The sequence below is a fragment of the Streptomyces sp. NBC_01384 genome (assembly GCF_045040035.1).
Classification (GTDB): Bacteria; Actinomycetota; Actinomycetes; order Streptomycetales; family Streptomycetaceae; genus Streptomyces.
In genome coordinates this window covers 3,494,812-3,518,780 of sequence record NZ_CP109559.1, presented here as the reverse complement: position 1 = coordinate 3,518,780, position 23,969 = coordinate 3,494,812, and the positions used below count along the sequence as shown (strand labels likewise).

Annotated in this window: 19 protein-coding genes; 5 read left to right on the top strand and 14 right to left on the bottom strand. The window is 69.7% G+C overall.

Features of this window, described 5'->3' with window-relative positions; genetic code table 11:
• Positions 1-93: 93 nt before the first annotated feature.
• Genes OG747_RS15890 through OG747_RS15880 form a run of 3 tightly spaced genes read right to left on the bottom strand, consistent with a single transcriptional unit; the run spans position 94 to position 3,619 of the window.
• Positions 94-2,415 (bottom strand): ABC transporter permease, encoded by a 2,322-nt coding sequence (locus tag OG747_RS15890; protein WP_405879984.1) that lies wholly within the window; start codon positions 2,413-2,415, stop codon positions 94-96.
• Positions 2,412-3,098: an ABC transporter ATP-binding protein gene (locus tag OG747_RS15885; protein WP_405879983.1), complete on the bottom strand. Its 687-nt coding sequence runs from the start codon at positions 3,096-3,098 to the stop codon at positions 2,412-2,414. The genes OG747_RS15890 and OG747_RS15885 overlap by 4 nt, the downstream gene beginning before the upstream one ends.
• Positions 3,095-3,619: a PadR family transcriptional regulator gene (locus tag OG747_RS15880; protein WP_405879982.1), complete on the bottom strand. Its 525-nt coding sequence runs from the start codon at positions 3,617-3,619 to the stop codon at positions 3,095-3,097. Before OG747_RS15880 ends, OG747_RS15885 begins: the two co-directional genes overlap by 4 nt.
• Before the next feature lie 550 nt (positions 3,620-4,169).
• Here OG747_RS15880 and OG747_RS15875 point away from each other — a divergent pair.
• A complete protein-coding gene (locus tag OG747_RS15875) occupies positions 4,170-6,482 on the top strand; it encodes a transglycosylase domain-containing protein (RefSeq protein ID WP_405879981.1) in 2,313 nt (770 codons plus the stop codon).
• Between the two features lie 74 nt (positions 6,483-6,556).
• Here the strand turns inward: OG747_RS15875 and OG747_RS15870 are convergent, their stop codons facing one another.
• The 7 genes from OG747_RS15870 to OG747_RS15840 all read right to left on the bottom strand — a co-directional run bounded on the left by OG747_RS15870 (position 6,557) and on the right by OG747_RS15840 (position 16,903).
• Positions 6,557-8,023: a catalase gene (locus tag OG747_RS15870; RefSeq protein WP_405879980.1), complete on the bottom strand. Its 1,467-nt coding sequence runs from the start codon at positions 8,021-8,023 to the stop codon at positions 6,557-6,559.
• Between the two features lie 334 nt (positions 8,024-8,357).
• The gene (locus OG747_RS15865) at positions 8,358-10,595 is read right to left on the bottom strand and encodes a SpoIIE family protein phosphatase (protein WP_405879979.1); all 2,238 of its coding nucleotides are present in this window, start codon (positions 10,593-10,595) and stop codon (positions 8,358-8,360) included.
• Positions 10,596-10,982: 387 nt separating this feature from the next.
• On the bottom strand, positions 10,983-11,675 hold the full coding sequence (locus OG747_RS15860; RefSeq protein WP_405879978.1) for a DUF402 domain-containing protein: 693 nt from the start codon (positions 11,673-11,675) through the stop codon (positions 10,983-10,985).
• Positions 11,676-11,801: 126 nt separating this feature from the next.
• Positions 11,802-13,205, bottom strand: a complete 1,404-nt coding sequence (locus OG747_RS15855; RefSeq protein ID WP_405879977.1) for a class II fumarate hydratase — start codon at positions 13,203-13,205, stop codon at positions 11,802-11,804.
• A gap of 123 nt (positions 13,206-13,328) precedes the next feature.
• Positions 13,329-14,180 carry a DUF2690 domain-containing protein gene (locus OG747_RS15850; protein ID WP_405879976.1) on the bottom strand — a complete coding sequence of 284 codons (852 nt, stop codon included), beginning with the start codon at positions 14,178-14,180 and terminating at the stop codon, positions 13,329-13,331.
• A 285-nt stretch (positions 14,181-14,465) separates the two neighbouring features.
• Entirely contained in the window at positions 14,466-14,975 is a 510-nt protein-coding gene (locus OG747_RS15845) for an SH3 domain-containing protein (RefSeq protein WP_405879975.1), read from the bottom strand.
• 257 nt (positions 14,976-15,232) lie between these two features.
• Positions 15,233-16,903, bottom strand: a complete 1,671-nt coding sequence (locus OG747_RS15840; RefSeq protein WP_405879974.1) for a fumarate hydratase — start codon at positions 16,901-16,903, stop codon at positions 15,233-15,235.
• Positions 16,904-17,093: 190 nt separating this feature from the next.
• On the opposite strand from OG747_RS15840, the gene OG747_RS15835 reads away from it, so the two are divergent.
• Positions 17,094-17,786 carry a DUF1707 domain-containing protein gene (locus tag OG747_RS15835; protein WP_405879973.1) on the top strand — a complete coding sequence of 231 codons (693 nt, stop codon included), beginning with the start codon at positions 17,094-17,096 and terminating at the stop codon, positions 17,784-17,786.
• 199 nt (positions 17,787-17,985) lie between these two features.
• On the top strand, positions 17,986-18,357 hold the full coding sequence (locus OG747_RS15830) for a WhiB family transcriptional regulator (protein WP_168510855.1): 372 nt from the start codon (positions 17,986-17,988) through the stop codon (positions 18,355-18,357).
• Positions 18,358-18,602: 245 nt separating this feature from the next.
• Here the strand turns inward: OG747_RS15830 and glpX are convergent, their stop codons facing one another.
• Positions 18,603-19,634, bottom strand: coding sequence for a class II fructose-bisphosphatase (glpX, locus tag OG747_RS15825; protein WP_405879972.1), 1,032 nt, complete (start codon positions 19,632-19,634; stop codon positions 18,603-18,605).
• Positions 19,635-19,759: 125 nt separating this feature from the next.
• On the opposite strand from glpX, the gene OG747_RS15820 reads away from it, so the two are divergent.
• Positions 19,760-20,278 carry a DUF4245 domain-containing protein gene (locus OG747_RS15820; RefSeq protein ID WP_405879971.1) on the top strand — a complete coding sequence of 173 codons (519 nt, stop codon included), beginning with the start codon at positions 19,760-19,762 and terminating at the stop codon, positions 20,276-20,278.
• 136 nt (positions 20,279-20,414) lie between these two features.
• Here the strand turns inward: OG747_RS15820 and OG747_RS15815 are convergent, their stop codons facing one another.
• The 3 genes from OG747_RS15815 to xseA all read right to left on the bottom strand — a co-directional run bounded on the left by OG747_RS15815 (position 20,415) and on the right by xseA (position 22,787).
• Complete coding sequence (locus tag OG747_RS15815) at positions 20,415-21,005, bottom strand: malonic semialdehyde reductase (protein ID WP_405879970.1); 591 nt, start codon at positions 21,003-21,005, stop codon at positions 20,415-20,417.
• Positions 21,006-21,335: 330 nt separating this feature from the next.
• Positions 21,336-21,569, bottom strand: a complete 234-nt coding sequence (locus tag OG747_RS15810; protein WP_405879969.1) for an exodeoxyribonuclease VII small subunit — start codon at positions 21,567-21,569, stop codon at positions 21,336-21,338.
• Between the two features lie 9 nt (positions 21,570-21,578).
• A complete protein-coding gene (xseA, locus tag OG747_RS15805) occupies positions 21,579-22,787 on the bottom strand; it encodes an exodeoxyribonuclease VII large subunit (RefSeq protein ID WP_405879968.1) in 1,209 nt (402 codons plus the stop codon).
• A gap of 159 nt (positions 22,788-22,946) precedes the next feature.
• Between xseA and OG747_RS15800 the strand changes: the two genes are divergently transcribed.
• Positions 22,947-23,969, top strand: a complete 1,023-nt coding sequence (locus OG747_RS15800) for a 4-hydroxy-3-methylbut-2-enyl diphosphate reductase (RefSeq protein ID WP_405879967.1) — start codon at positions 22,947-22,949, stop codon at positions 23,967-23,969.

Sequence of the window (23,969 nt, the reverse complement as noted above, 5' to 3'; positions counted from 1 at the left end):
TGACCACCTCACGGCGCCGGGAGGCGGGCCGTCACCGCGCGGGACAGACCGCGCGGGACGGGCCGCGCGCGGCCCGGCCGGGCCGCGGCCCGTCTACTCCGTGCGCAGCCCCTCCGGCCGCATCATCCGCACCAGCGGCGGCAGGCTCAGCAGCGTGACCACCAGGACCACCAGCGCGCCAATGCCTGTCATGGACAGCACGCTCAGCCAGTCCACCGTGACCGGGGTGTCGGCCATCTTCAGCAGGACCGCGCCCAGGGTCAGGCCCACCGCGGCCGCCAGCACCAGTCCGATGCCGACCGGGACCGCGGTCTGCCACAGCACCGACAGGCTCAGCGTGCGGCGCCGGGTACCGAAGGCGACCAGGGCCGAGAGCAGCTTCTTGCGCTCGCGCAGCTGCTCCAGCTGGGAGACCAGCAGGCTCGCGCCGATCAGCGCCAGGACACAGGTCGCGCCCACGAACAGGCCGGTGCGGATGGACGAGTAGCGCCGGGACTCGGTGGACACGAACCACTGCGAGTCCCTGGCCAGCGGATCGATCTTCGCCATGGTGTTGCGTACGAGATCGAGCACGTCCGGCACCGACTGGTCGAGGTTGAGGTAGACCTCACCCCTGACCGCGGCGGCGGCCTCCGCGGGCAGTGCGCTCGGCGTGGCCAGGATGCCGTCGCGCTCCATGCCTGTCACGTGGACGCGTGTCCCGGCCTTCTTGATGCCCTGCGGCACCGTCCAGACGGTCGCCCGGTGCTTGAACCCTCCCGTATAGACGGGGTCGAGGTAGACCGTGCGTCCGGGCTCGCTCAGCTTCGAGGTGTCCGGGTCATCGGCGCTTTGTGTGGTGAAGACATCGCCTTCGCGGCACGAGGGCAGTTTGGCCATCTCACGCAGTGCCGCGCAGTCGCCGACGGTGAGAGTCGTGTTCAGCTCGGCATCCTTGCTCCGCTCGCCCAGCGAGACGGAGGAGAACGCCGTCGTGCGGCGCACGCCCTTGGTCCTCGCCAGCTGCCGGTCGGCGTCGGCGAGCGAGGCGCCGTACGGCAGGTCGACCGATATCTGGACGCGTGAGACGTCCTGCCCCGTGGACCTCGTGTACGCGCCGGAGGTCCCGGCGAAGAGCATCTGCAGGGCGATCGCGCCGGCCACCGCCACCGCGATGCCGTTGACCATGCGGGCCGCTGTGCCGCTGCTCAACTGGAGCCTGCGGACGGCCAGTTGCCAGGACACGCTGCCCGAGCCGAGCCGCGCGACGACCGTCTCCACCACCCACGGCAGCAGGGCGGTGATGCCGACCAGCAGCAGGACGACACCGGCGGTCACCATGTACTGGTTGAAGTTCCCGTTGCTGTTGCCCTGCCCGATCATCGGGTAGAGCATCGCGAGCCCGCCCAGCGGCAGCAGCAGCCGCCACCACAGTCGGCGCCGCGGGGGTCTGGCCGTGCGCACCACGCCGAGCGGCTCGATGACCACTCCGCGCATCGCGAGCAGCGTCACCGCCACCGCCGCGGCCGGCACCGCGACCGCGACCAGCGCGGCAAGGGCGAGCGACGGGTTGAGGTAGCTGGGGAACACGCTGATGTCGAGGATCTCGACGGAGCCCGCCACCTGACGGCCGATCATGAAGAACCCGGCGCCGAGCACCAGCCCCAGCAGGGCCCCGGCCAGTGCCTCACCGGCGGCGATCCTGCGGGTCATCCCGCTGTCCGCGCCGACCAGCCGCAGCGCGGCCAGCCTGCGGTCCCGCCGTTCGCCGCCGAAGCGCACGGCCGCGGCGATGAAGACGCCGACCGGCATCAGCAGCACCACGAAGACCACCAGGACCAGCAGCAGGAGGACCGGATCCCAGCGCTCGGACGGCGTGCTCGGTGCTCCGTACTTGTCGATGCGCGCCACCCGGGCGCCGTCGACCTGCGGGGCGAGCTTTTGGGCGCCCGCGACGAAGGCGAGTTCGTGCGAGCCGACCAGTCCGCGCTCGCCGATGGTGCCGACCGTGCGGTATGGCAGACGCTCCCGCAGCAGCTTGCCGCCGTCGGACTTCAGCAGCCGGTCGAGCGCGGGGGAGACCAGCATCTCGCCCGGTGCGGGGAACTTCGTCACCCCGGGCGGCAGCGGAGCCTTCACACCCTCGGGCTCCAGTCCGCGCCCCCGCACGTCCTTGTCGCGGTAGGTCGTGTCGAGGTTGGCGACGAGCAGCGTGTTCTCGGCCTTGGGCGTGCCCGAATCGCTGTACGCGAGGTCCGTACGGGCACTTTCACGGTCGTGCCGCACCTGAAGCATGTTCGGTATCGCCGCGGTGAGCAGCAGCAGCGCCACGCCGAGGCCGACGCCGATGGCCGTGAGCAGGACCCGGGCCCAGCCCTCCCGGCCACCGGTGACCGCGAACCTGACGCCCATGGACAGATCCTTGGCCCAGCTCATATGGCCCGCTCCATGTCACGGGACTTGCCGTCCCGTACGACGATCTCGCGGTCCGAGTAGGCGGCCACCCGCGCCTCGTGCGTGACGAGCACGACCGCGGCGTTGGTGGACCGGGCGGCGTCCGTGAGCAGTTCCATCACGCGTTCGCCGTTGAGCGAGTCGAGGGCGCCGGTGGGCTCGTCGGCGAAGAGGACGCGCGGGCTGGTGACGAGCGCGCGGGCCACGGCGATCCGCTGTCCCTGACCGCCGGATGTCTCGCCCGGCCGCTTGCCCTTGAGGTCGTCGACCTCCAGGCGCTCCATCCAGGACAGGGCGGTGCGCTCGGCCTCCTTGCGGGAGGTGCCGTTCAGCCGCAGCGGCAGCGCGACGTTCTCGACGCAGGTCAGCTCCGGGACGAGCTGACCGAACTGGAACACGAACCCGAACTCACTCCGCCGCAGCGCACTGCGCTGGGCGTCGTTCATGGTCGCCATCTCCTGGCCGTTGTAGACGATCGAGCCGGAGTCCGGTGTCACGATGCCGGCCAGGCAGTGCAGCAGGGTCGACTTGCCGGAGCCGGAGGGGCCCATCACGGCGACGACCTCGCCCGGGTGGATGGAGAACTCGGCGCCGTCGAGGGCGTTGGTGGGGCCGTACGCCTTGCGCAGGTCGTGGGCCGTGAGCAGGGAGCCTGCAGGGGTCATCGGGTTACCGCCTCGGCGAGTTTCTCGAGGCGCGCGGCGGTGAGCTCCAGCCACCGCAGGTCGGCCTCCAGGTGGAAGAGGGCATGGTCGCAGATCAACTGGTCGGCGAGATCGCCCTTGCGCTTGCGGTCGGTCAGGATGCGCATCATGCGCAGATGCTCGGACCGCTGAGTGTCGAGGATCTCGGACGCGTTCCGATGCGTGAGCAGCGCGAGAACGACCTTTGTGTACAGGGTCGACTGCAGATACGGCTCGGGCTTCTCCGGCGTCGCGAGCCAGTGCTGTACGTCGGTGATCCCGGCCTCGGTGATCGCGTAGCGCTTGCGCTCGGGCCCGCCGCCCGCCTCGATCCCGTCGACCTCGACGAGCCCGTTCTTGAGCAGCCGCGACATCGTCGAATAGACCTGGCCGTAGTGCAACGGCCGGTCGTGACCGAACTTCTCGTCGAAGGCCCGCTTCAGGTCGTAACCGTGACGGGGCCCGGACTCCAGGAGTCCTAGGAGGGTGTGACCGATGGACATGCGGAGCACTCTACACACGGCGTATACATCGTGTGTATACATGCCGCGAATAGATCGTGGTGAGGGGTGCGTCGGGGTGAGTACCCGCAGGCCGGCCGCGGTTGTCACGGTTCTGTCACCGGCTTCCATCGCCCGAACGGCCTCGTCCTCGAACGCCGGACGGGCTGGAAGCCCCGTAAGGGGTGCGGGGAACTGCGCGACCAGTCCCGGGGAGGCGGGGGCGACTGTTCTGCCCAGCCTGACAACCTTTCGCCCCGCCCGCTCGTCGGTTCAGGTGGGGTTGATGGGCAGTGCGTGCACTGTGCGTGCGATGTGCGTGCAATGTGAGTGCTGTTTGTCACGTCCGTAAAAGACCGGATCGGCATCCCTTTGTCATAGCGCGTGGTGTTAGTTTGCTGAGCTGACCTGAGCGGCGAACCTGTGTGACGCGCGAGAACGAACGCGAAACGAGAACACGACACGAGAACGTGTCAGAGAAAGCGTGAGAGAACGCGGCAGGACACGCGTACAAGAGAGCGCGACACGAGAGCGAAGCGGAGCGGACGGAGCCATGGGACGAGCGGAAGAGAGACGAGCGCGGCAGCGTGGTGACCACCGCGTCGTGGTCATTGGCTCGCCCGGAGCCAAGCCCCGCCGCAGCGGCATACGCAGGTTCCTCAACTGGAAGACGATCCTCGGCACGTTCCTCGGCTTCTGCCTGCTGGGCATGGGCGCCTTCGTCGTGCTCTACATGGTCGTCTCCATACCCCAGGGCAACGCGGACGCGCAGCGGCAGAGCAACATCTACAAGTACAGCGACGGCACGGTGCTGGCCCGTACGGGCAAGGTCAACCGAGAGATCGTGGGCCTGGACAAGGTCCCCAAGAAGGTCCAGCTGACCTTCGTCGCCGCCGAGAACAAGTCCTTCTACAAGGACGCCGGCGTCGACCTCAAGGGCACCGCCCGGGGTCTGATCAACACCCTGTCCGGCAAGGGCAAGCAGGGTGGTTCGACGATCACCCAGCAGTACGTCAAGAACTTCTACCTCAACCAGGACCAGACCGTCACGCGCAAGCTGAAGGAACTGGTCATCTCGTTGAAGCTGGACCGCCAGCAGTCCAAGGACGACATCCTCGCGGGCTACATCAACACCAGCTACTACGGGCGCAACTCGTACGGCATCCAGGCCGCGGCGCAGGCGTACTACGGCAAGGACGCGAGCGCCCTCACGGTCCAGCAGGGCGCGTACCTCGCCTCGCTGCTCCAGGCCCCGAGCCAGTACGACTGGGGTGTCGCCACCGCCACCGGCAAGCGGCTGGTCACGGCCCGCTGGAACTACACCCTCGACAACATGGTCGAGGAGGGCTGGCTGAACTCCGCCGAGCGCCAGGCCATGAAGTTCCCGATACCCCAGGACCCCAAGGGCGTGCCCGGTCTGGAGGGCCAGACCGGCTACATGGTCGACGCGGCCAACGGCGCGCTGGCCAAGCGGCTCGTCGCGCAGGGCGTGGCCGCCAACTACGAGGACGCCAAGGCGATCGTCGACGCGGGTGGCTGGACCATCACGCTCAACATCGACAAGTCGAAGCAGACGCAGCTGGAAGTCGCCGTCAAGACGAAGCTGACCAGCAAGCTCGACTCCAAGAAGCGTTCGGTCGACGGTGACGTCGAGGCCGGCGCCGTGTCCGTCGACCCCAAGACGGGCAAGGTCGTCGCCATGTACGGCGGCAAGGACTACTTCGAGCACTACCTCAACAACGCGACCCGAACCGACTACCAGCCCGCGTCCACCTTCAAGCCGCTGATCTTCGCGGCGGCCCTTGAGGAGAAGGCCACGACGCAGGACGGCCAGGAGATCACGCCGAACACGCTCTACGACGGCACGAGCGGCCGGTCCGTCAAGGGCAGCAACATCGCCTTCGCACCGCCGAACGAGGACGACCAGAGCTACGGCGACGTCACCGTCCAGACCGCGATGAACAAGTCCATCAACTCCGTCTTCGCGCAGATGGGCGTGGACGTCGGCATGGACAAGGTGCTCAGGGTCGCGGGCGAACTCGGCATGAACACCGAAACCCTGGAGGCCGTGCCCGCGCAGACCCTCGGCAGTATGGGCGCGAGCCCGCTGGAGATGGCCGGCGCCTACGCGACCCTCGACAACCACGGCCGGAAGGTCACCCCGGCCCTCGTGGCCTCGGCCGAGCACAAGGACCGTACGGTCGACTTCCCGAACCCGATCGGCGACCAGGTCATCAGCGCTCAGGCGGCCGACACGGTCACCTCGGTCCTCACCGGCGTGGTCGACGACGGTACGGCCAGGGTCTCGGTCGCCCAGGCCGTCGACCGCAACGACCAGCAGGTCGCGGGCAAGACGGGTACGTCCGACAACAACAAGTCGGCCTGGTTCACCGGCTACACGCCGAACCTGGTCACCTCGGTCGGGCTGTTCGGCGAGGTGCCCAAGGACCGCAAGGAAACGAGCGGGACGGTGGTCAAGCGGGGCACGCAGGTGTCACTGAAGGGCGCGGCGGGCGGTGGTCGCGTCAACGGAGGTGGCTTCCCGGCGCAGATCTGGGCGGCGTACACCTTCAACGCGATGGGCCAGGTCACCGACTTCGCCCTGGACACCACCCAGGGCGCGGCGATGGAGCCCACCCAGACGCCGACGATCAGCGAGACGCCGAGCGAGACGCCTTCGCAGACGCCGACCACCGAGGAACCGACGACCGAGCCGCCCACGAGCCAGGCCCCGACGACTCCGACGTCCGAACCGGCGACGACCCCGACCACCCCGACGACCACGGAGCCGGCCACCACGCCGGCGCAGACTCCGACGGACGAGATCACACAGGTCGACCCGTTCAATCCGAACAACCAGCAGTAGACGTACGAGAAGGGGCGCCCGGTGATCCACCGGGCGCCCCTTCTCGTTCTCGCACCGCTCAGCGTTCGTACCGCTCAGCCGCCGTTGACGTCGCTCGCGATCCGGTCGCCGAGTTCCTTGTCGATGTTGCGCCAGTACTGCAGGGCGCGGTCGAGGACCGGGCGGGACACACCGGCCTTCAAATGGCCGCTGACGTTCGACACCAGCCGGTCGCGGGCCGCGTCGTCCAGGACCTGGCGGACCATCGTGCCCGGCTGGCCCCAGTCGTCGTCCTCGCGGTGCAGCTTGTACGCCTCGCGCACCAGCTCGCCCGTGGCCTCCCAGCTCGCCGGTTCGCCGAAGCGCGAGAAGTCGGCCGCGGGGCCACCGTAGGAGTTGGGCGCGTACGGGCGGGCCGCGTGCGAGGGCTCGTAGCGCATCGGGCCGTCCTTGGCGTACGAGTTCACCAGGGTGTGCGGCCGGTTCGGCGGCAGCTGCGCGTAGTTCGGGCCGATCCGGTACCGGTGCGTGTCCGGGTAGGAGAACAGCCGGCCGAGCAGCATCTTGTCCGGCGAGGGGCCGATGCCCGGCACCAGGTTGGACGGCTCGAAGGCGGCCTGCTCGATATGGATGAAGTAGTCCTCGGGATTCTTGTCGAGGGTCATCCGGCCGACGTCGATCAGCGGGTAGTCCCCGTGCGGCCAGATCTTGGTCAGATCGAAGGGGTTGAAGCGGTAGTCCGCCGCGTCCTCGAACGGCATGATCTGGACCTTCAGGCTCCAGCTCGGCGCGTTCCCGGACTCGATCGCCTTGTAGAGGTCCATGCGGTGCAGATCCGGGTCCGTACCGGCCAGCTCGTCGGCCTCCGCCTGGGTGAGGAAGTCGACGCCCTGGTCGGTCTTGAAGTGGTACTTCACCCAGAACCGTTCACCGGCGCCGTTGATCCACATATAGGTATGGGAGCCGTAGCCGTTCATATGGCGGTACGACTTCGGAATGCCCCGGTCGCCCATCAGATAGGCCACCTGGTGCGCCGACTCGGGCGAGAGCGTCCAGAAGTCCCACTGCATGTCGTTGTCGCGCAGCCCGTTGTCGGGGCGGCGCTTCTGCGAGCGGATGAAGTCCTGGAACTTGATCGTGTCGCGCACGAAAAAGATCGGGGTGTTGTTGCCCACCAGGTCGTAATTGCCCTGCTCAGTGTAGAACTTGAGCGCGAAGCCGCGGGGGTCGCGCCAGGTGTCGGGCGAACCCTGCTCGCCGGCCACGGTGGAGAAGCGGGCCAGCATTTCCGTACGTTTACCCGGCTGGAAGAGGTCGGCCTTGGTGAACTGGCTGACGTCATTCGTTACTTCGAAGAATCCGTACGCGCCACTGCCCTTGGCGTGCACCACCCGCTCGGGGACCCGCTCCCGGTTGAACTGGGCCATCTTCTCGATGAGGTAGTGATCCTGGAGCAGGATCGGGCCGTCGGGACCGACGGTCAGCGAGTGTTCGTCGCTCTCCACCGGAATGCCGACGTTGTTCGTGGTGTACGGAGTCTTCTGAGGTGCTGTCTCGGTCACTGGTCCTCCCTGGGCAGGTCCGGTCACTCGAACCGGTGAAATGTCGCCAGGGGAACGTCTGTGCCCGCCAGGCGCGCTAGCGTCAGGGGCACCGGGCTGGTTCCAACCCGGCTGGTGTTGATCGCGTAGGTCTCAGCCGCTCGCTGAGCGGTTGAGCGGCGTGAGCCAGGAATCCCTCCGCCATGGCAGAGGGAGGGTTCAAGAGCGTCCTCCCGTCATGGACGACGTCCGGCCGGGTGGCCTGTGCCACCCGGCCAGTCAACTCTCTCCACGCGACGTCGGCAACATTTGGACGGGGTCTAACTTCAGTCCAATTCTGAGAGTGCTCGCTGGTTCACCCTCGGCTCAACTCGAACCAGACCACCTTTCCGGTGCTCAGCCGCGTGGCGCCCCACCGTCTGGCCAGTTTGTTGACCAGGTAGAGGCCGCGTCCGCCCTCGTCCGTGGCGCGCGCCTGGCGCAGCCGGGGCAGCTGTGGCACGTCGTCGCCGACCTCGCAGCGCAGCACGTCCGTGCGCAGCAGCCGCAGCGTGACCGGACGTGACGCATAGCGCACGGCGTTGGTGACGACCTCGCTGACGAGCAGCTCCACGGAGTCGCTCATGTCCTCCATGCCCCAGCGCGACAGCGCCCGCCGGGCGAGCCGCCGGGCCCGTCCGGGAGCGGCGTCCTCCGGCTCCAGGGACCAGTACGCCACGTCACTCGGCGCGATCCCGTCGAAGCGGGCGGCGAGCAGCGCGATGTCGTCGTCCCGGTCGCCAGGACCGAGCATGTCGAGCACCTCGTCGCACAGCGCTTCCAGCGGCGGAGGATGGTCCGGGCCGGTGAGCTGCGCGGTGGCGGCGAGCTTCTCGCGCAGCTGCTCTATCCCGGTCCACACGTCCCTCAGGCGCGACTCGACCAGGCCGTCCGTGTACAGCAGGAGCGTCGCCCCGGCGGGCGCGTCCAGCTCGACCGCCTCGAAATCGACTCCTCCTACGCCGATGGGGGCGCCCGGTGGCACCCGCAGCACCTCGGCTCGGCCGCCCAGGTGCAGCAGCACCGGCGGCGGATGGCCCGCGTTGGCGATGGTGATCCGGTGTGAGACCGGGTCGTAGACGGCGTACAGACAGGTCGCCATGCGGTCGGTGCCCAGGCGCTGGGCCTGCTCGTCGAGGTGGTGCAGCACCTCCTGCGGCGGCAGGTCGAGCCCGGCGAGGGTCTGTGCGGTGGTGCGCAGCTGGCCCATGATCGCGGCCGAGGTCATGGAGTGGCCCATGACGTCACCGACGACGAGGGCGACGCGGCTGCCGGGCAGCGGGATCGCGTCGTACCAGTCGCCGCCGACGCGCGCGGTCTCGGCGGCGGGGAGATAGCGGCTGGCCAGCCGCACACCCGTCGGCCGGGGCAGCGTCTCGGGCAGCATCGTGCGCTGCAGCTCGTCGGCGATGTACGCCTCGCGGCCGTAGAGCACCGCCTTGTCGATACCGAGCGCGCTGTGCGTGGCGAGCTGGGCCGCGACGAGCAGGTCGTCGGGCTCGAAGGGCATGCGCTCGGGGCGGCGCACGAAGAGCGCCGCGCCGATCACCCGGCGCCGCCCGCGCAGCGGGGCCAGGATCGCGCGCTGGCCGGTGGGCACGATCAGCTCTTCGCCGAGCAGCTCGGGCAGTGCGGCCCGGGCGGCCGGCGCGTCCGCGAAGACCGGGCGCACGCCGCGCAGCACCTCGGCGAGGGCGCCGCCGGGGCGCACCTCGCACAGCTCGGCCGTCATCGCCGACAGCTCGTTCGGCTCGGGCCGCAGCGCGGGCATGAAGCCGTTCTCGGTGTCGCGCTCCTCGGGTATCCGGTCGGTGCGCCGCAGCCGCAGTACGAGGGGCCCGGTGGGCCGCTCGTCGCCGACCGGCAGCGGGTCGCGCAGATAGACCAGGATCGCGTCCGAGAAGGTCGGCACGGTGGCCCGGCACAGGCCCATGACGATCTCGTCGAGGTCGATGCCGCGGGCGATCCGCCGGGTCGCGGCGCCCACGAAGCGCAGCCGGTCCCCGTCGCGCCGCATCGGCATCGGGCCGCTCTGCGGCAGCCCCTGTCCGGTGCGCCGGTCCTTGCCGCCGCCGCTTCCGGAGGTCCGGTCCTGGTCGACCGGCTGGGCCGGGATGCCCTCGGGAGCAGGGCGCGGGCGGTGCGGATCGGGCTCGGTGGCCGACGGCTGGGAGTGCTCGGGGCCGGGGGAGGCGGGCGGTGGCGTGGGCGCGCCGGTGCCGGAGGGCGACGGCGTGTCGGTGCTCGCCGCGGCCTGGTTGCCGGACGGTCCGTGCATGCCGCGGGCCGTGTCCGTACCGGTGCCGTTCGTACCGGAAATGCCCGTACTGGAACCGGTCGTACCGGAACCGGCCGTACCGGAGACGTTCGTACCGGAACCGGTCGGGTCATCGCTGGGGCGGGTGGGCTGCGCCGGTAATGCGCCCGGCGCGCGCAGCGGCTCCGGGGTATGCAAGAGCGCCCCGCGGGGGTCCGCAGGGGTGGAAGGCCGGCCGGCGCCGCTCTGGCGGCGCTCGTGCGAGGTGGGGTGCTCCGTCACGCGTGTCGAATCCATCCGTCCGGGGCTGCGCGCCGCGCGTGCAGTTCGTCCCGCAGCCCCGATACCCGGAATGTGTGTCCCAGGAACGGAATCTGCGCGTCGTCAGGACGGGGCCCGGCCGTCGTCGACGTGAACGCCGTCGTCGGACCGAACGCCGTAGCTGCCCCGTGCGGTCCGGCGGGCCGTCCGCCGACCGTACCGCCGTGGCTCTCGTACCCCTCGCTCACGTCCTGCCGCCCCTCGGTGACGTATGGTCAAGCCCAGCGCATGGTGCGGGAGTTGCTGCTGTAATCCCACCCGCCTCCCGACCACCGCCCCTCAATGACGGCGCTGCGCACCGGCCTTGATTGTTTGATGCGGAGGACGATCCTACGGTTGTACCACGGGGGCGCATCAAGGGTCTCACGAGGATACGTGCGCGGGCGTACGGTCCCAGTCATCCGGCAGGGCGGGAACCGGCCAGGAGGAATCCGGGCGCCAACGCTGCCAGCCGTCCGAGAACGGCGCACCCCATGCACGGATCACCTCCACCGCCCGCAGTCCCGCCTCCCTCACCTGCCCGGCCAGTTGAGTATCCATCAAACCGGCCCGTTGCGCCTGTGCGAACTCATCCTCATCGAGCCAGCGCCAACTGCGGTCCGGGTGCACGGAGATGTCCAGGAAGTGATCCTCGGAGTCGACCCCGCCCTCCCAACGGGCCAGCGGCGCCTCCAGGTTCACGTACCAGTTCTTGAACCGCCAGCCCGACTCCCAGAAAAGCCACACCGACCAGGGCTCACCGGGCCGCGCGAGCTTCAGCACTCCGGTGCCGAACCAGCGGCCTCGCTGCACCGTCCGCGCCTTGGTGTAGCGGGACTCCAGCGGTTCCCCGTGCACCGGCGTACCGTCGGCGAGCACCGGCTTCACACACTCCGTGCCGGGCGCCATCCACACCGCGAGCAGTTCCTCGTCGTCCCGTACGACGGTCACGGGGCGGCAGATGTGGAAGCGCTCGCCGGCGTTCTCCCGGTACCGCCACAGGATGTGACTCCCGGGGGCCCAGTACACCGTCGACCCGCCTGCTTCCATGCGCCGCACCGCTCCACCCTCTGCCATGACCAGATATTAGGTGCCCCAGGCATACGACGCTGCGGCGCGCGTCACGGTTCGCGCCATGGAGCGAATGACGTAACGGAGGCGTCATTCAACGGCCTCCAAGGTCATCCGGGGAGTGAACACCGTTTACGGATGCGTCATCCTCAGGACATCGAGCGCCTCGTCGAGCTGCTCCAGGGTGAGGTCACCGCGCTCCACGTACCCGGATTCCAGGACGACCTGGCGAATCGTCCTGCGCTCCGCCAGTGCCTTCTTGGCCACCTTCGCGGCCTCCTCGTACCCGATGTACTTGTTGAGCGGCGTCACGACCGAGGGAGACGACTCGGCGTACTCGCGGGCCCGTTCGCGGTGCGCGACGATCCCGTCGACGGTACGGTCGGCGAGCAGCCGCGAGACGTTGGTGAGCAGCCGGACGGATTCGAGGACGTTCTTCGCGATGACCGGAAGCATGACGTTCAGCTCGAAGTTGCCGGCGGCCCCGGCGACGGCGACCGTCGCGTCGTTGCCCATCACCTGCGCCGCGACCATCAGCACGGCCTCGGGAATGACCGGATTCACCTTGCCGGGCATGATCGAGGAGCCGGGCTGAAGGTCGGGCAGACTGATCTCGGCCAGCCCGGTGCGCGGCCCGGACGCCATCCACCGCAGATCGTTGGCGATCTTCGTCAGCCCGACGGCGATGGTCCGCAGCTGCCCGCTCGTCTCGACGATCCCGTCCCGCGCGCCCTGCGCCTCGAAGTGGTCGCGGGCCTCGGTGAGCGGCAGCCCGGTGGAGCGCGCCACCTCCGCGATCACGGCCGCGGAGAACCCGGGCGGCGTATTGATCCCGGTGCCCACGGCGGTCCCGCCCAGCGGCAGTTCGGCGAGCCGGGGCAGCGCGGCCCGGAGGCGCTCTACGCCGTACCGCACCTGGGCCGCATACCCCCCGAACTCCTGTCCGAGCGTCACTGGCGTGGCGTCCATGAGATGCGTACGCCCCGACTTCACGACGTCCGCGAACTCCCGCGACTTCCGCTCCAGGGCGGCGGCGAGGTGTTCCAGGGCCGGAATGAGATCGCGGGTGACGGCGGCGGTGGCGGCGATGTGGATCGAGGACGGGAAGACGTCGTTCGACGACTGCGAGGCGTTCACGTGGTCATTGGGGTGTACGCCCCTGCCGAGCCGCTCGGTCGCGAGCGTGGCGATGACCTCGTTGGTGTTCATGTTGGAGGACGTACCGGAACCCGTCTGGAAGACGTCCACCGGGAAGTGCGCGTCCCAGCGCCCCTCGGCGACCTCGCCGGCCGCCTCCTGGATGGCCTCGGCCACGTCCTTGTCGACCACCCCCAGCTGCGCGTTGACCTTGGCGGCCGCGCCCTTGATCAGCGCCAGCGCCTCGATGTGCGCGCGCTCCAGACGCTGACCCGAGACGGGGAAGTTCTCCACGGCCCGCTGGGTCTGGGCCCGCCACTTCGCGTCCGCGGGCACCCTGACCTCACCCATGGAGTCGTGCTCGATCCGGTACGGGGCTGCTGCCTGTTCGTCGGCCATCGACGATCACCTCCAGTGGGGACAGCATCGCGGACGTGTCCCGTGTTCCCGGGAACACGGGACACGTGTTCCCGGGGGAGTCCGCTCGCGTTTTCCCTGGGAGTCAGTTCCGTGGCCTGGGAGTCATTTCGGTGCGCCGCCGAGCGGGCCGGTGCACGCGGACTCTCCGCCGACCTTGGCGCAGGCCTCCGCACCGCGCGGGCTCGACACGGCCAGCATCGGGCTGCTGTAGCCGTCGGAGGGGTCGCCCGGGTAGGCGGCGGACAGCTCGTCCTCGTCCGATCTGATCGAGATCTCCCGCGCACCGCCCGTCGTGGTGTGGACCTCGGACCAGACCGTCGCGCACGACGGGGAGAAACGCAGCAGCACGACCTGCCTGGCGCGTGTGACGGTGCTCTCCGTACGCGCGTCACGGCCGCAGGTCTCGGCGGTCGGGAACTGCCCCTGGCAGCCCCGGCCGCGGCAGGGGGCGACGGGGCCGGGGGCGACGGGGCCGGGGGCCGCGGGGCGGTCGGGGTCGAGGACCTCGGCGGCGCCCGCGGTGACCACCACCGTGGCCGCCATCGCCGCGAGGGTGACGACGGCCCGGTTCGGCTGCCGGACGCGCCGGCCCCGAACCGACGCGTCCGGGACCAGGGCCTGTGGGACCGCGGCCTGTGGGACCGGGGCCTGTGAGGGCGGGGCCTGCGGAGGCGGGTTCGCCGCTCTGGACTGGGCCCGGGACGCGGCGTCCCACAGGGAGAGGAGGGGACCGGGGTCGGTGTCCGCCAGCCGGCCGAGGGACTCGACCGCCGAACGGGGCGGGAACTGATCACCGTTGAGATAGCGGTGCCAGGTCGACTTGCTGAACGGGGTGGCGGAGGCCAGCGCGGCCAGACTCAGCCCTGTCCGTTGTTTGAGCCTGCGGAGTCGCTCCCGCAGGAGTTGCTCCTCGTCGTCCGAGGAGTCGGGCAGCGGCTGCCTCTTGACCGTCACGTCGCGCTCCATCTCGCTCCCTCGCCCTGCCGGGGTGACCGCCCTGATGTGTTCCCTCGCGCGGTGCCCGGGCACACCCCGATCGCCCGAATGCGAACCGCATATGAAGGGGACTTGACCTGCTGTTTCGTCAAGGGAGTGGGGTCGTCGGCTGATCGACTTGTCGGACCGGTCGGCGGGGTGGACCTCGCCCCGCCGGCCGGCGCCGGATCTCAGGGCCGAGCGCTGCCGGCTCTCAGGAGCCGCGCGTTGCCGGAATGCGGGAGCCGAGCGGCGAGGTGTTTGTCAGCACCAGCGGACGACGCCGCGGTTGCGGACGTAGTAGGCGGAGACGTAGCCCTTGTGGTGGCCGAGCTTGTACCAGCGCCGGTTGCCCAGGATGTTGGAACCCTGCTTCTTGCAGATGATGGTCACCACCCGGCCGGTCCGCAGCGAGCCGATGATCCGATAGCCGGTGCCCGGTCCGGACCGGACATGCAGCCGCAGGTGGTGGGTCGTCACACGGCCCGTGACGTGGCGGGTGACGTGGTGCCGGGCGTGGTGGGCCACGGGGTGCCGGTGGTGGTGGATCGGGGCCTGCGGCTTGGTGTGCGGGGCGCGCTGGGGGCCGGGCAGGCTCGGGACCGAGGACTGCGGGACGGTGAGGTACCAGCTCGACGACGCGGCCGGCGAGGGCGGGGTGCCCCGGCCGGGAACGTGCGTGGCCGGGGCGGCGGAGGCGACGGCTGTCACCGGGAAGACGGCGACAGCCGCGATGGCGGCCACCAGGACGCCGCGCAAGATGCGACTAATCATGGGATTTCCCTCCGAGATGACTTGCAGACCACAGGCTGTGATCCAGTCATCACGGAGGGTTTCCGGCAAAGCTCCCGAAAATGCTGTCCCATCCGTTCCTGGGACGAAGTGGGACGGCATCGGGGCGAACCGGGACGGCACCCAGGCGGTCGACGGGTGCGATGAGGCGTCCCGAAGACCCGGCCTGTCCGGGCGTTCGAGGGCGAGGCTGTTCGGGGCGGCGGGGGCGAAATCCATCCCCGGTCGCCCCGAAGGCGCTACGCCAGCCCGGGCCCCCGGACCGGGATCGATGTGAACGTCGGCTGCGGGGCCGGATTCTGGAAGAAGTCGTTGCCCTTGTCGTCGACAACGATGAACGCCGGGAAGTCCTCGACCTCGATCTTCCAGACGGCCTCCATGCCGAGCTCCTCGTACTCGACGACCTCGACCTTCTTGATGCAGTCCTGGGCGAGCCGCGCGGCGGGGCCGCCGATGGAGCCGAGGTAGAAGCCGCCGTGCGCGTCACAGGCGTTGGTGACCTGAGCGGACCGGTTGCCCTTCGCGAGCATCACCTTGGAGCCGCCCGCCGCCTGGAACTGCTCCACGTAGGAGTCCATGCGGCCGGCGGTCGTCGGGCCGAAGGAACCGGACGCGTAGCCCTCGGGGGTCTTCGCCGGACCGGCGTAGTACACCGGGTGGTCCTTCAGGTACTGCGGCATCTCCTCGCCCGCGTCCAGCCGCTCCTTGATCTTGGCGTGCGCGATGTCGCGTGCCACGACGAGCGGGCCGGAGAGCGAGAGGCGGGTCTTGACGGGGTACTTCGTCAGCTCGGCGAGAATGTCGTCCATCGGCTGGTTGAGATCGATCCTGACGACGTCGTCCGCGGCGGAGTCCAGGTGCTCGTCCGTGGTCTCCGGCAGGAAGCGCGCGGGGTCGGTCTCCAGCTGCTCCAGGAACACGCCCTCGGCGGTGATCTTCGCGACGGCCTGCCGGTCGGCGGAGCAGGACACCGCGATCGCGACGGGGCAGGACGCGCCGTGCCGCGGCAGGCGCACCACGCGCACGTCGTGGCAGAAGTACTTGCCGCCGAACTGCGCGCCGATGCCGATCTTCTGCGTCAGCTCGAAGACCTTCTCCTCCAGGTCCTTGTCCCTGAAGCCGTGGCCGAGCTCCGAGCCCTCGGCCGGGATCTCGTCCAGGTAGTGCGCGGAGGCGTACTTCGCGGTCTTCAGGGCGTACTCGGCGCTCGTACCGCCGACGACGATCGCCAGGTGGTACGGCGGACAGGCGGCCGTGCCCAGCGAACGGATCTTCTCCTCCAGGAACTTCATCATGGAGGCCTCGTTCAGAACGGCCTTCGTCTCCTGGTAGAGGAAGCTCTTGTTCGCCGAACCGCCGCCCTTGGCCATGAACAGGAACTTGTAGGCGCCGCCGTCGGTCGCGTACAGCTCGATCTGCGCCGGGAGGTTGGAGCCGGTGTTCTTCTCCTCCCACATGGTGAGCGGAGCCATCTGCGAGTAGCGCAGGTTCAGCTTGGTGTACGCGTCGTAGATGCCGTGCGAGAGGGCCTCTTCGTCGCCGCCCTCGGTGAGCACGTTCTGCCCGCGCTTGCCCATGACGATCGCGGTGCCGGTGTCCTGGCACATGGGCAGCACTCCGGCGGCCGCGATGTTCGCGTTCTTCAGCAGATCCAGGGCGACGAACTTGTCGTTGCCGGACGCCTCCGGGTCGTCGATGATGCGCCGCAGCTGGGCCAGGTGCGCGGGCCGCAGGTAGTGCTGGATGTCGTGGATGGCCTCCGCGGCGAGCTTGCGCAGCGCCTCCGGCTCGATCTTGAGGAACGTCCGCCCGTCGGCCTCGAAGGTGGAGACACCTTCGGAGGTCACCAGCCGGTACGGGGTGGTGTCCTCTCCCTGGGGGAGCAGATCGGTGTACGCGAACTCAGGCATCTCGCCCATTCCTCACTCGACAGACAGCCGCTTGCCTCCATTGGCAGCGTCCACCAGCGTAGAACCTGACGCGGACGGCGAGTCTGTGAGGTAAGGCTCAGTTCGGGCGATGGACGTACCCGTCTGTCGGCTTTCCACAGGTCGCGAGAAGGGGTAGTCGCGATCTATCGCGTTTGGGTACCCTGCTGTCGTGGACCTTCAGAAGCGCACCGAAACCAGTGCCTCCGTCGCCGAACTCCGGGCTTCCGACGCCGACCGTGACCGGATCGCCGACATCCTGCGCGAGGCCCTCGCCGAGGGGCGCCTCACCGCCGACGAGCACGCCGAGCGGGTCGAGGGAGTGCTGGCCACGAAGACGGTCGGCGAGCTCGACCAGTTCGTCCGCGACCTGCCCGCCGAGCGCGCGGGCCGCGCGGCCCCCGCGTACGCGAGCGTGCCCAACCGCCCCGCGGTGGGCCCGATCCCGGCGGAGGCCGACGAGAACGTGGTGGCGGTGTTCAGCACCGCGGCGCGCAAGGGCCGCTGGCGCGCCGGGCGCCGCATCCACGCGTACGCCGTCTTCGGCACCGTGGAGATCGACCTCAGCGAGGCGATCTTCGAGTACCAGCAGGTCGCGATCAAGGCGATAGCGGTCTTCGGCAGCGTCGACATCCGTGTCCCGGAGAACGTGTCGGTGCGCAGCAGCGGCGGCGGAGTCCTCGGCAACTTCGAGGCGCACACCATGGATTCGGGCGACCCCGACGCCCCCGTGGTCTACGTCGAGGGCCTGGCGGTCCTGGGGAGCGTCGAGGCACGGCCCAAGCGCGGCAAGGTGGTCGCCGACATCCTCGACCGCGCGATGGACCGGGTGGACCGGAGTTTGCGCAAACACCTGGACCGTTGACGCTTGTGAAGTCGACGGCGCCCGGGGCGCAGAGGTCCGGCCGCCCGCGCCCAGTTTCGAACCACCGGCTCCGCTCTTCGGAACTCAGTGCATAGGCGCGCGCACAGCGGGTAGGGCTTGCTGCATCGTCTCTTGGAGGGCGCTGCGGGAATTCCTGCGGTGCCCGGCACGTTCGCGAAGCCGTCGTCAGGAGTAGACCGTGCTGCAACCGCCGCATCAGTCCCTGCAGGTAGCTGCCGTTCCGGCCCAGCGGGCGCCAGTGCGGGACAGGGATCAGGAAGCCCCATGGCACACGGAGGCGGTGTGCCGACGCGACGAGGCCGGCCTGTTCTTCGCGCCCTCCAAGGAGCCCACCGCGGCCCGGCTGTCCCGCGAGGAGGCGGCCAAGCGCGTCTGCGCGCGCTGTCCCGTGATGGTCGAGTGCCGCGAACACGCGCTGCTGCAACCCGAGCCGTACGGAGTCTGGGGCGGCCTCACCGCCGCCGAGCGCCGCGTGGTGCTGGCCCGACGCCGCCGCCGAGACGTCGAACTCAAGAAGGCCGCCCGAGGCACGATAGCCGCAGCCGGCTGACCCACACGCACACCGAAGGGGCCACCCCTCCGCACGGGGGTGGCCCCTTCGGCGTACACACTTCTTCACGCGCCCCGTAAGGCACGCGCCCCGTAAGGCATGCGCCCCGTAAGGCACGCGCCCCGTAAGGCACGCGGGGCTGTGACATATGCGGCTCCGCCGCGGGGCGCGACCGGCCACAACGCGCCCGCAGTGACCCACTACTCGTAGCTCCCCGGCACTCCCGGCGGAGCGACCCCGCGGAGCTACTTGGCCCGGTCGAAGTCGATCGCGCTGTACGCACGCAACTTGCTGAGCCGGTGCTCGGACCGAATCTGCCGCACCGTACCCGACTTGGACCGCATCACGATCGACTCGGTCGTCGCGGTCTCCGCCCGGTACCGCACCCCGCGCAGCAGCTCGCCGTCCGTGATGCCGGTGGCGACGAAGAACACGTTCTCGCCGGAGACCAGGTCGTCGGTGAGCAGAACGCGGTCGAGGTCGTGCCCCGCGTCGACCGCGCGCTGCCGCTCCCCGTCGTCCTTGGGCCACAGCTTGCCCTGGATGGTGCCGCCCAGACACTTCACGGCACAGGCGGAGATGATGCCCTCGGGCGTACCGCCGATGCCGAGGAGCAGGTCGATGCCTGTTCCCTCGCGCAGGGCGAGGATCGAGCCCGCGACGTCGCCGTCGGAGATCAGTTTGATGCGGGCGCCGGTCTCGCGGATCTCCTTGATGATCCCGTCGTGGCGCGGCCGGTCGAGGATGACGACGGTGACGTCCTCGGGCGAGGACTTCTTCGCCTTGGCGACCCGGCGGATGTTGACGGAGACGGGCGCGTTGATGTCGACGAAGTCGGCGGCCTCCGGCCCGGTGACCAGTTTGTCCATGTAGAAGACCGCGGACGGGTCGAACATGGTGCCGCGGTCGGCCGCGGCCAGCACGGCGATCGCGTTGCTCATGCCCTTGGCGGTCAGCGTGGTGCCGTCGATCGGGTCGACGGCGATGTCGCACTCGGGACCGGTCCCGTCTCCCACGCGCTCCCCGTTGAAGAGCATCGGGGCCTCGTCCTTCTCACCTTCACCGATGACGACGACGCCGTTCATCGAGACGGTGGAGACGAGGGTGCGCATGGCCCGTACGGCGGCGCCGTCGGCGCCGTTCTTGTCGCCGCGGCCGACCCAGCGGCCCGCGGCCATCGCGGCGGCCTCGGTGACCCGGACCAGTTCCAGGGCGAGATTTCGGTCGGGGGCCTCGGAGGGGACCTCGAGTTCGGACGGCAGATGATGCTCGGTCATCGGAGCGCACCTTTCTGATACGGCGACGGCCGGATGAGGGTTGGTCCCGACTCTATCGCCAGGCCGACAAAATGAGCAGGGGGCCCCACGGATGAGCAGGCCGGGGCACCTGCGACGATAGGGGCGTGGCAGGTACGAAAGGCAAGCAGACGGTCCGGGACATGCTTCTCTCCCTGGCCTTGATCGGGCTCATGGCGGGCGTGATCTACATCTTCATCCCGCACGACGACTCCGCGCCTCCTCTCAAGCGCGTCGACTACCGCGTCGAGCTGCTCACGGCGCGCCGTGCGGCGTCGTATCCGGTGGCGGCGCCCGTGGGTCTGCCGACGGCGTGGAAGGCGACCTCGGTGCGGTATGACGGCACCCAGTTCGATGCCTGGCACCTGGGCTTCCACGACCCCGACGGTCAGTACGTGGCGATCGAGCAGTCCACTCAGCGCCCGGCCGCCTTCATCGACTCGGCCAGCCAGGGCGCCACGGAGACGAAGACCACCCAGCGGATCGGTGACCAGACCTGGCTGCGGTACAAGGGCGACAAGTACGACGCCCTCGTACGCAAGGACAAGGGTTCGACCACGGTGGTGACCGGGACGGCGTCGTTCGGGCAGCTGACGAAGATGGCGGAGGCGCTGAAGACGTCGTAGTACCTCCGCGTACTGCCGCGATGTCCGCGCACGCATGAGCACGCATGAGAGATGTCCGCGCACGCATGAGAAGGGGCCCCCGGCGCCATTGCCGGGGGCCCCTCTCGTACGTAGGCGCTGTCGCGTCCGCGGGGGATCAGACGGTCGTGACGACCTCGTCGAAGTCCAGGCGCGGGGAGCGCGGGAACCAGGCGTCATCGCCCGGCTTGCCGATGTTGATGACCATCAGCGGGGTGTGGTCGTCGTCCAGGAACTCCTCCTGGACACCCGCGAAGTCGACACCGGTCATCGGGCCGGCGGCGAGGCCGGCGGCGCGGACGCCGATGATGAAGTACGCGGCCTGCAGGGCGGCGTTCAGCGAGGCGGCACCCTCACGGGCCGGGCGCTCGGCGAAGAAGAGGTCCTTGGCCTGCGGGAAGTGCGGGAAGAGGGCGGGGAGCTCCTCGTGGAACTCGTTGTCCGCGGAGAGGATCGCAACCAGCGGGGCGGTGGCGGTCTTCGGCTGGTTGCCCTCGGCCATGTGCTTCACCAGGCGCTCGCGGGCCTCGGCGGAGCGGACCAGGGTGATGCGCAGCGGCGACTGGTTGAAGGCCGTCGGGCCGTACTTGACCAGGTCGTAGATCGCCTGTACCTGCTCGTCGGTCACCGGCTCGTCGGTGAACGTGTTCGCGGTGCGGGCCTCGCGGAACAGGAGGTCCTGGGCGGTGGGGTCAAGGGCGAGAGACATGAAGAAACCTTCTCGGGATGCGCGAGTGGATCCGGGGCGATCGGTTGGCAGTCCCGACACTACGACACAGAGGTTTAAAGTTCAATCAAAAGGGGGGTGGGGTGACCCGCTTCACAGGGTTGGGGGCTGGTGAGATCGTCGCGACTGTGAGTAAGGGGGCGTGAGCCGGGAATCGGCGGGGCCGATGGGCTCACCGGAGGGGCGGCCGGAGCCGGCCGGACCTGGGTGTCACCAGGTCCGGAGAGGAGCGATCGCCAGTCGCGGTCGCGGTTGCGGTCGTAGGCGCGGTCGTAGTCGCCGTCGCCGTCGCCGTCGCAGACGTCGTGATCGTTACTCGGAGTCGTCGTCCCCGTCCCCCGACTCCTCCTCGGTCAGCGCCGCGTCCAGTCGGGCCCGCGCGCCCTCCAGCCAGCGGCGGCACACCTTCGCCAGCTCCTCGCCCCGCTCCCACAGCGCCAGGGACTCCTCGAGGGTCGTACCGCCCGCCTCCAAGCGGCGTACGACCTCGATCAGCTCGTCCCGCGCCTGCTCGTACCCGAGCGCCTCGTCCACCTTGCTGGTCATGCGCCCACCCTATGCATCGACTCGTACCGTGAATTCACCCTCGGCGACCCGCGCCCGCAGCGCCTCGCCCGCGGCCACCTCGTCCGGGTCCCGGACCACATGCCCGTCGGCCTTCTGCAGCACCGCGTACCCCCGCTGGAGGGTCGCGGCGGGGGAGAGGGCCACCACGCGCGCGCGGGTGTGCGTCAGCTCCGAGTCCGCGCGGTCGAGGAGGTGGCCGAGCGTGCGCCGCCCGCGGTCCAGCAGCGCGGCGACCTGGTCGGCGCGCTCGTCGACCATCCGGTGCGGATCCTCTATCGAGGGCCGGGCCAGCGCGTGTGCGAGCCCGCGCTCCTCCCGCTCGACGAAGGCCTGGACGCTCCGCCGCGCCCGGTCCCGCAGGAACCGCACCCGCTCGTACTCCTCCCCGACGTCCGGCACGACCCTCTTGGCCGCGTCCGTCGGCGTCGACGCCCGCAGGTCGGCCACGAAGTCCAGCAACGGGTTGTCGGGCTCGTGCCCGATGGCCGACACGACCGGCGTACGGCAGGCCGCGACCGCCCGTACGAGCTGCTCGTCCGAGAAGGGCAACAGGTCCTCCACGCTGCCGCCGCCCCGCGCCACGATGATCACGTCCACGTCGTCGAGCGCGTCCAGCTCCTTCACGGCCTGCACGACCTGCGGCACCGCGTGCACGCCCTGCACGGGAACGTTGCGCACCTCGAAGCGGACGGCCGGCCAGCGGTGCCGCGCGTTCTCCAGCACGTCCCGCTCGGCCGCGGACGCCCGCCCGCATACCAGCCCGATGAGCTGCGGCAGGAAGGGCAGCGCCTTCTTGCGCTCGGCCGCGAACAGCCCCTCGCTCGCCAGGGACTTCTTCAACTGCTCGAGCCGCGCGAGGAGTTCACCCACCCCCACCGGCTTGATCTCCGTGGCCCGCAGCGACAGCTGCCCCCGCGGCGCATACCACTCCGGCTTCGCCAGGACGACGACGCGGGCCCCCTCGCTGACCACGTCCGCGACCGCCTCGAACACCTGCCGAAAGCAGGTGACGCTCACGGAGATGTCGTACGACGGGTCGCGCAGCGTCAGGAAGACGACGCCCGCGCCGGGACGCCGCGACAACTGGGTGATCTGCCCCTCGACCCACACCGCGCCGAGCCGGTCGATCCATCCTCCGATGAGCCGCGACACCTCGCCGACGGGCAGCGGGGCGTCCGCGGACGTGTTGAGAGCCATGCGCCCGAGCGTAACGGCCCCCACTGACACCCGTCCCCCGCCGCGGAGCGCCGGAGAAGTCCCGCTGTCCGTGGACGCGTCCCCGACCATGAAGGCGATCGGAGGCGATCCACGAAGGCGGTCGGAGGCGATCTCTGACGCGTCGGGCGCGGCCTTACGATGGGTGCCATGACTGCTTCGCCTGGCCGCCGTGTCCTGCTCGCCGCCCCCCGTGGCTACTGCGCGGGCGTGGACCGCGCCGTGATCGCCGTCGAGAAGGCCCTGGAGCAGTACGGGGCCCCGATCTATGTCCGCCACGAGATCGTCCACAACAAGTACGTCGTGCAGACCCTGGAGAAGAAGGGCGCGATCTTCGTCGAGCGGACGGCGGAGGTCCCCGAGGGGGCCATCGTCATGTTCTCGGCGCACGGCGTCGCCCCGGTCGTCCACGACGAGGCCGCGGCCGGCAAGCTCGCCACCATCGACGCGACCTGCCCGCTGGTCACCAAGGTCCACAAGGAAGCGGTCCGGTTCGCGAACGAGGACTTCGACATCCTCCTGATCGGGCACGAGGGCCACGAGGAGGTCATCGGCACCTCCGGCGAGGCGCCCGACCACATCACCCTCGTGGACGGCCCCGGGGACGTCGCCAAGGTCGAGGTCCGCGACCCGTCCAAGGTCGTCTGGCTCTCCCAGACCACGCTGTCGGTCGACGAGACCATGGAGACGGTCGACGCGCTGAAGGAGAAGTTCCCGCAGCTCATCTCCCCGCCCAGCGACGACATCTGCTACGCCACGCAGAACCGCCAGCTCGCGGTGAAACAGATGGGTGAGGAAGCGGACCTGGTCATCGTGGTCGGCTCGCGCAACTCCTCCAACTCCGTGCGCCTCGTCGAGGTCGCCAAGCTCGCGGGCGCCCGGGAGGCGTACCTCGTGGACTTCGCCGACGAGATCGAGGAGGGCTGGCTGGACGGTGTGACGACCGTCGGTGTCACCTCGGGCGCCTCCGTCCCGGAGATCCTGGTCGAGCAGGTCCTGGAGTGGCTCTCCGCCCGTGGCTTCGAGGACGTCGAGATCGTCAAGGCGGCCGAGGAGTCCATCACCTTCTCGCTGCCGAAGGAGCTGCGCCGCGATCTGCGCGCGGAGGCCGCGGCACTGGTGGCGCAGCGGACGGCGGGTGCGTCCGCACCCTCCGAGAAGTGA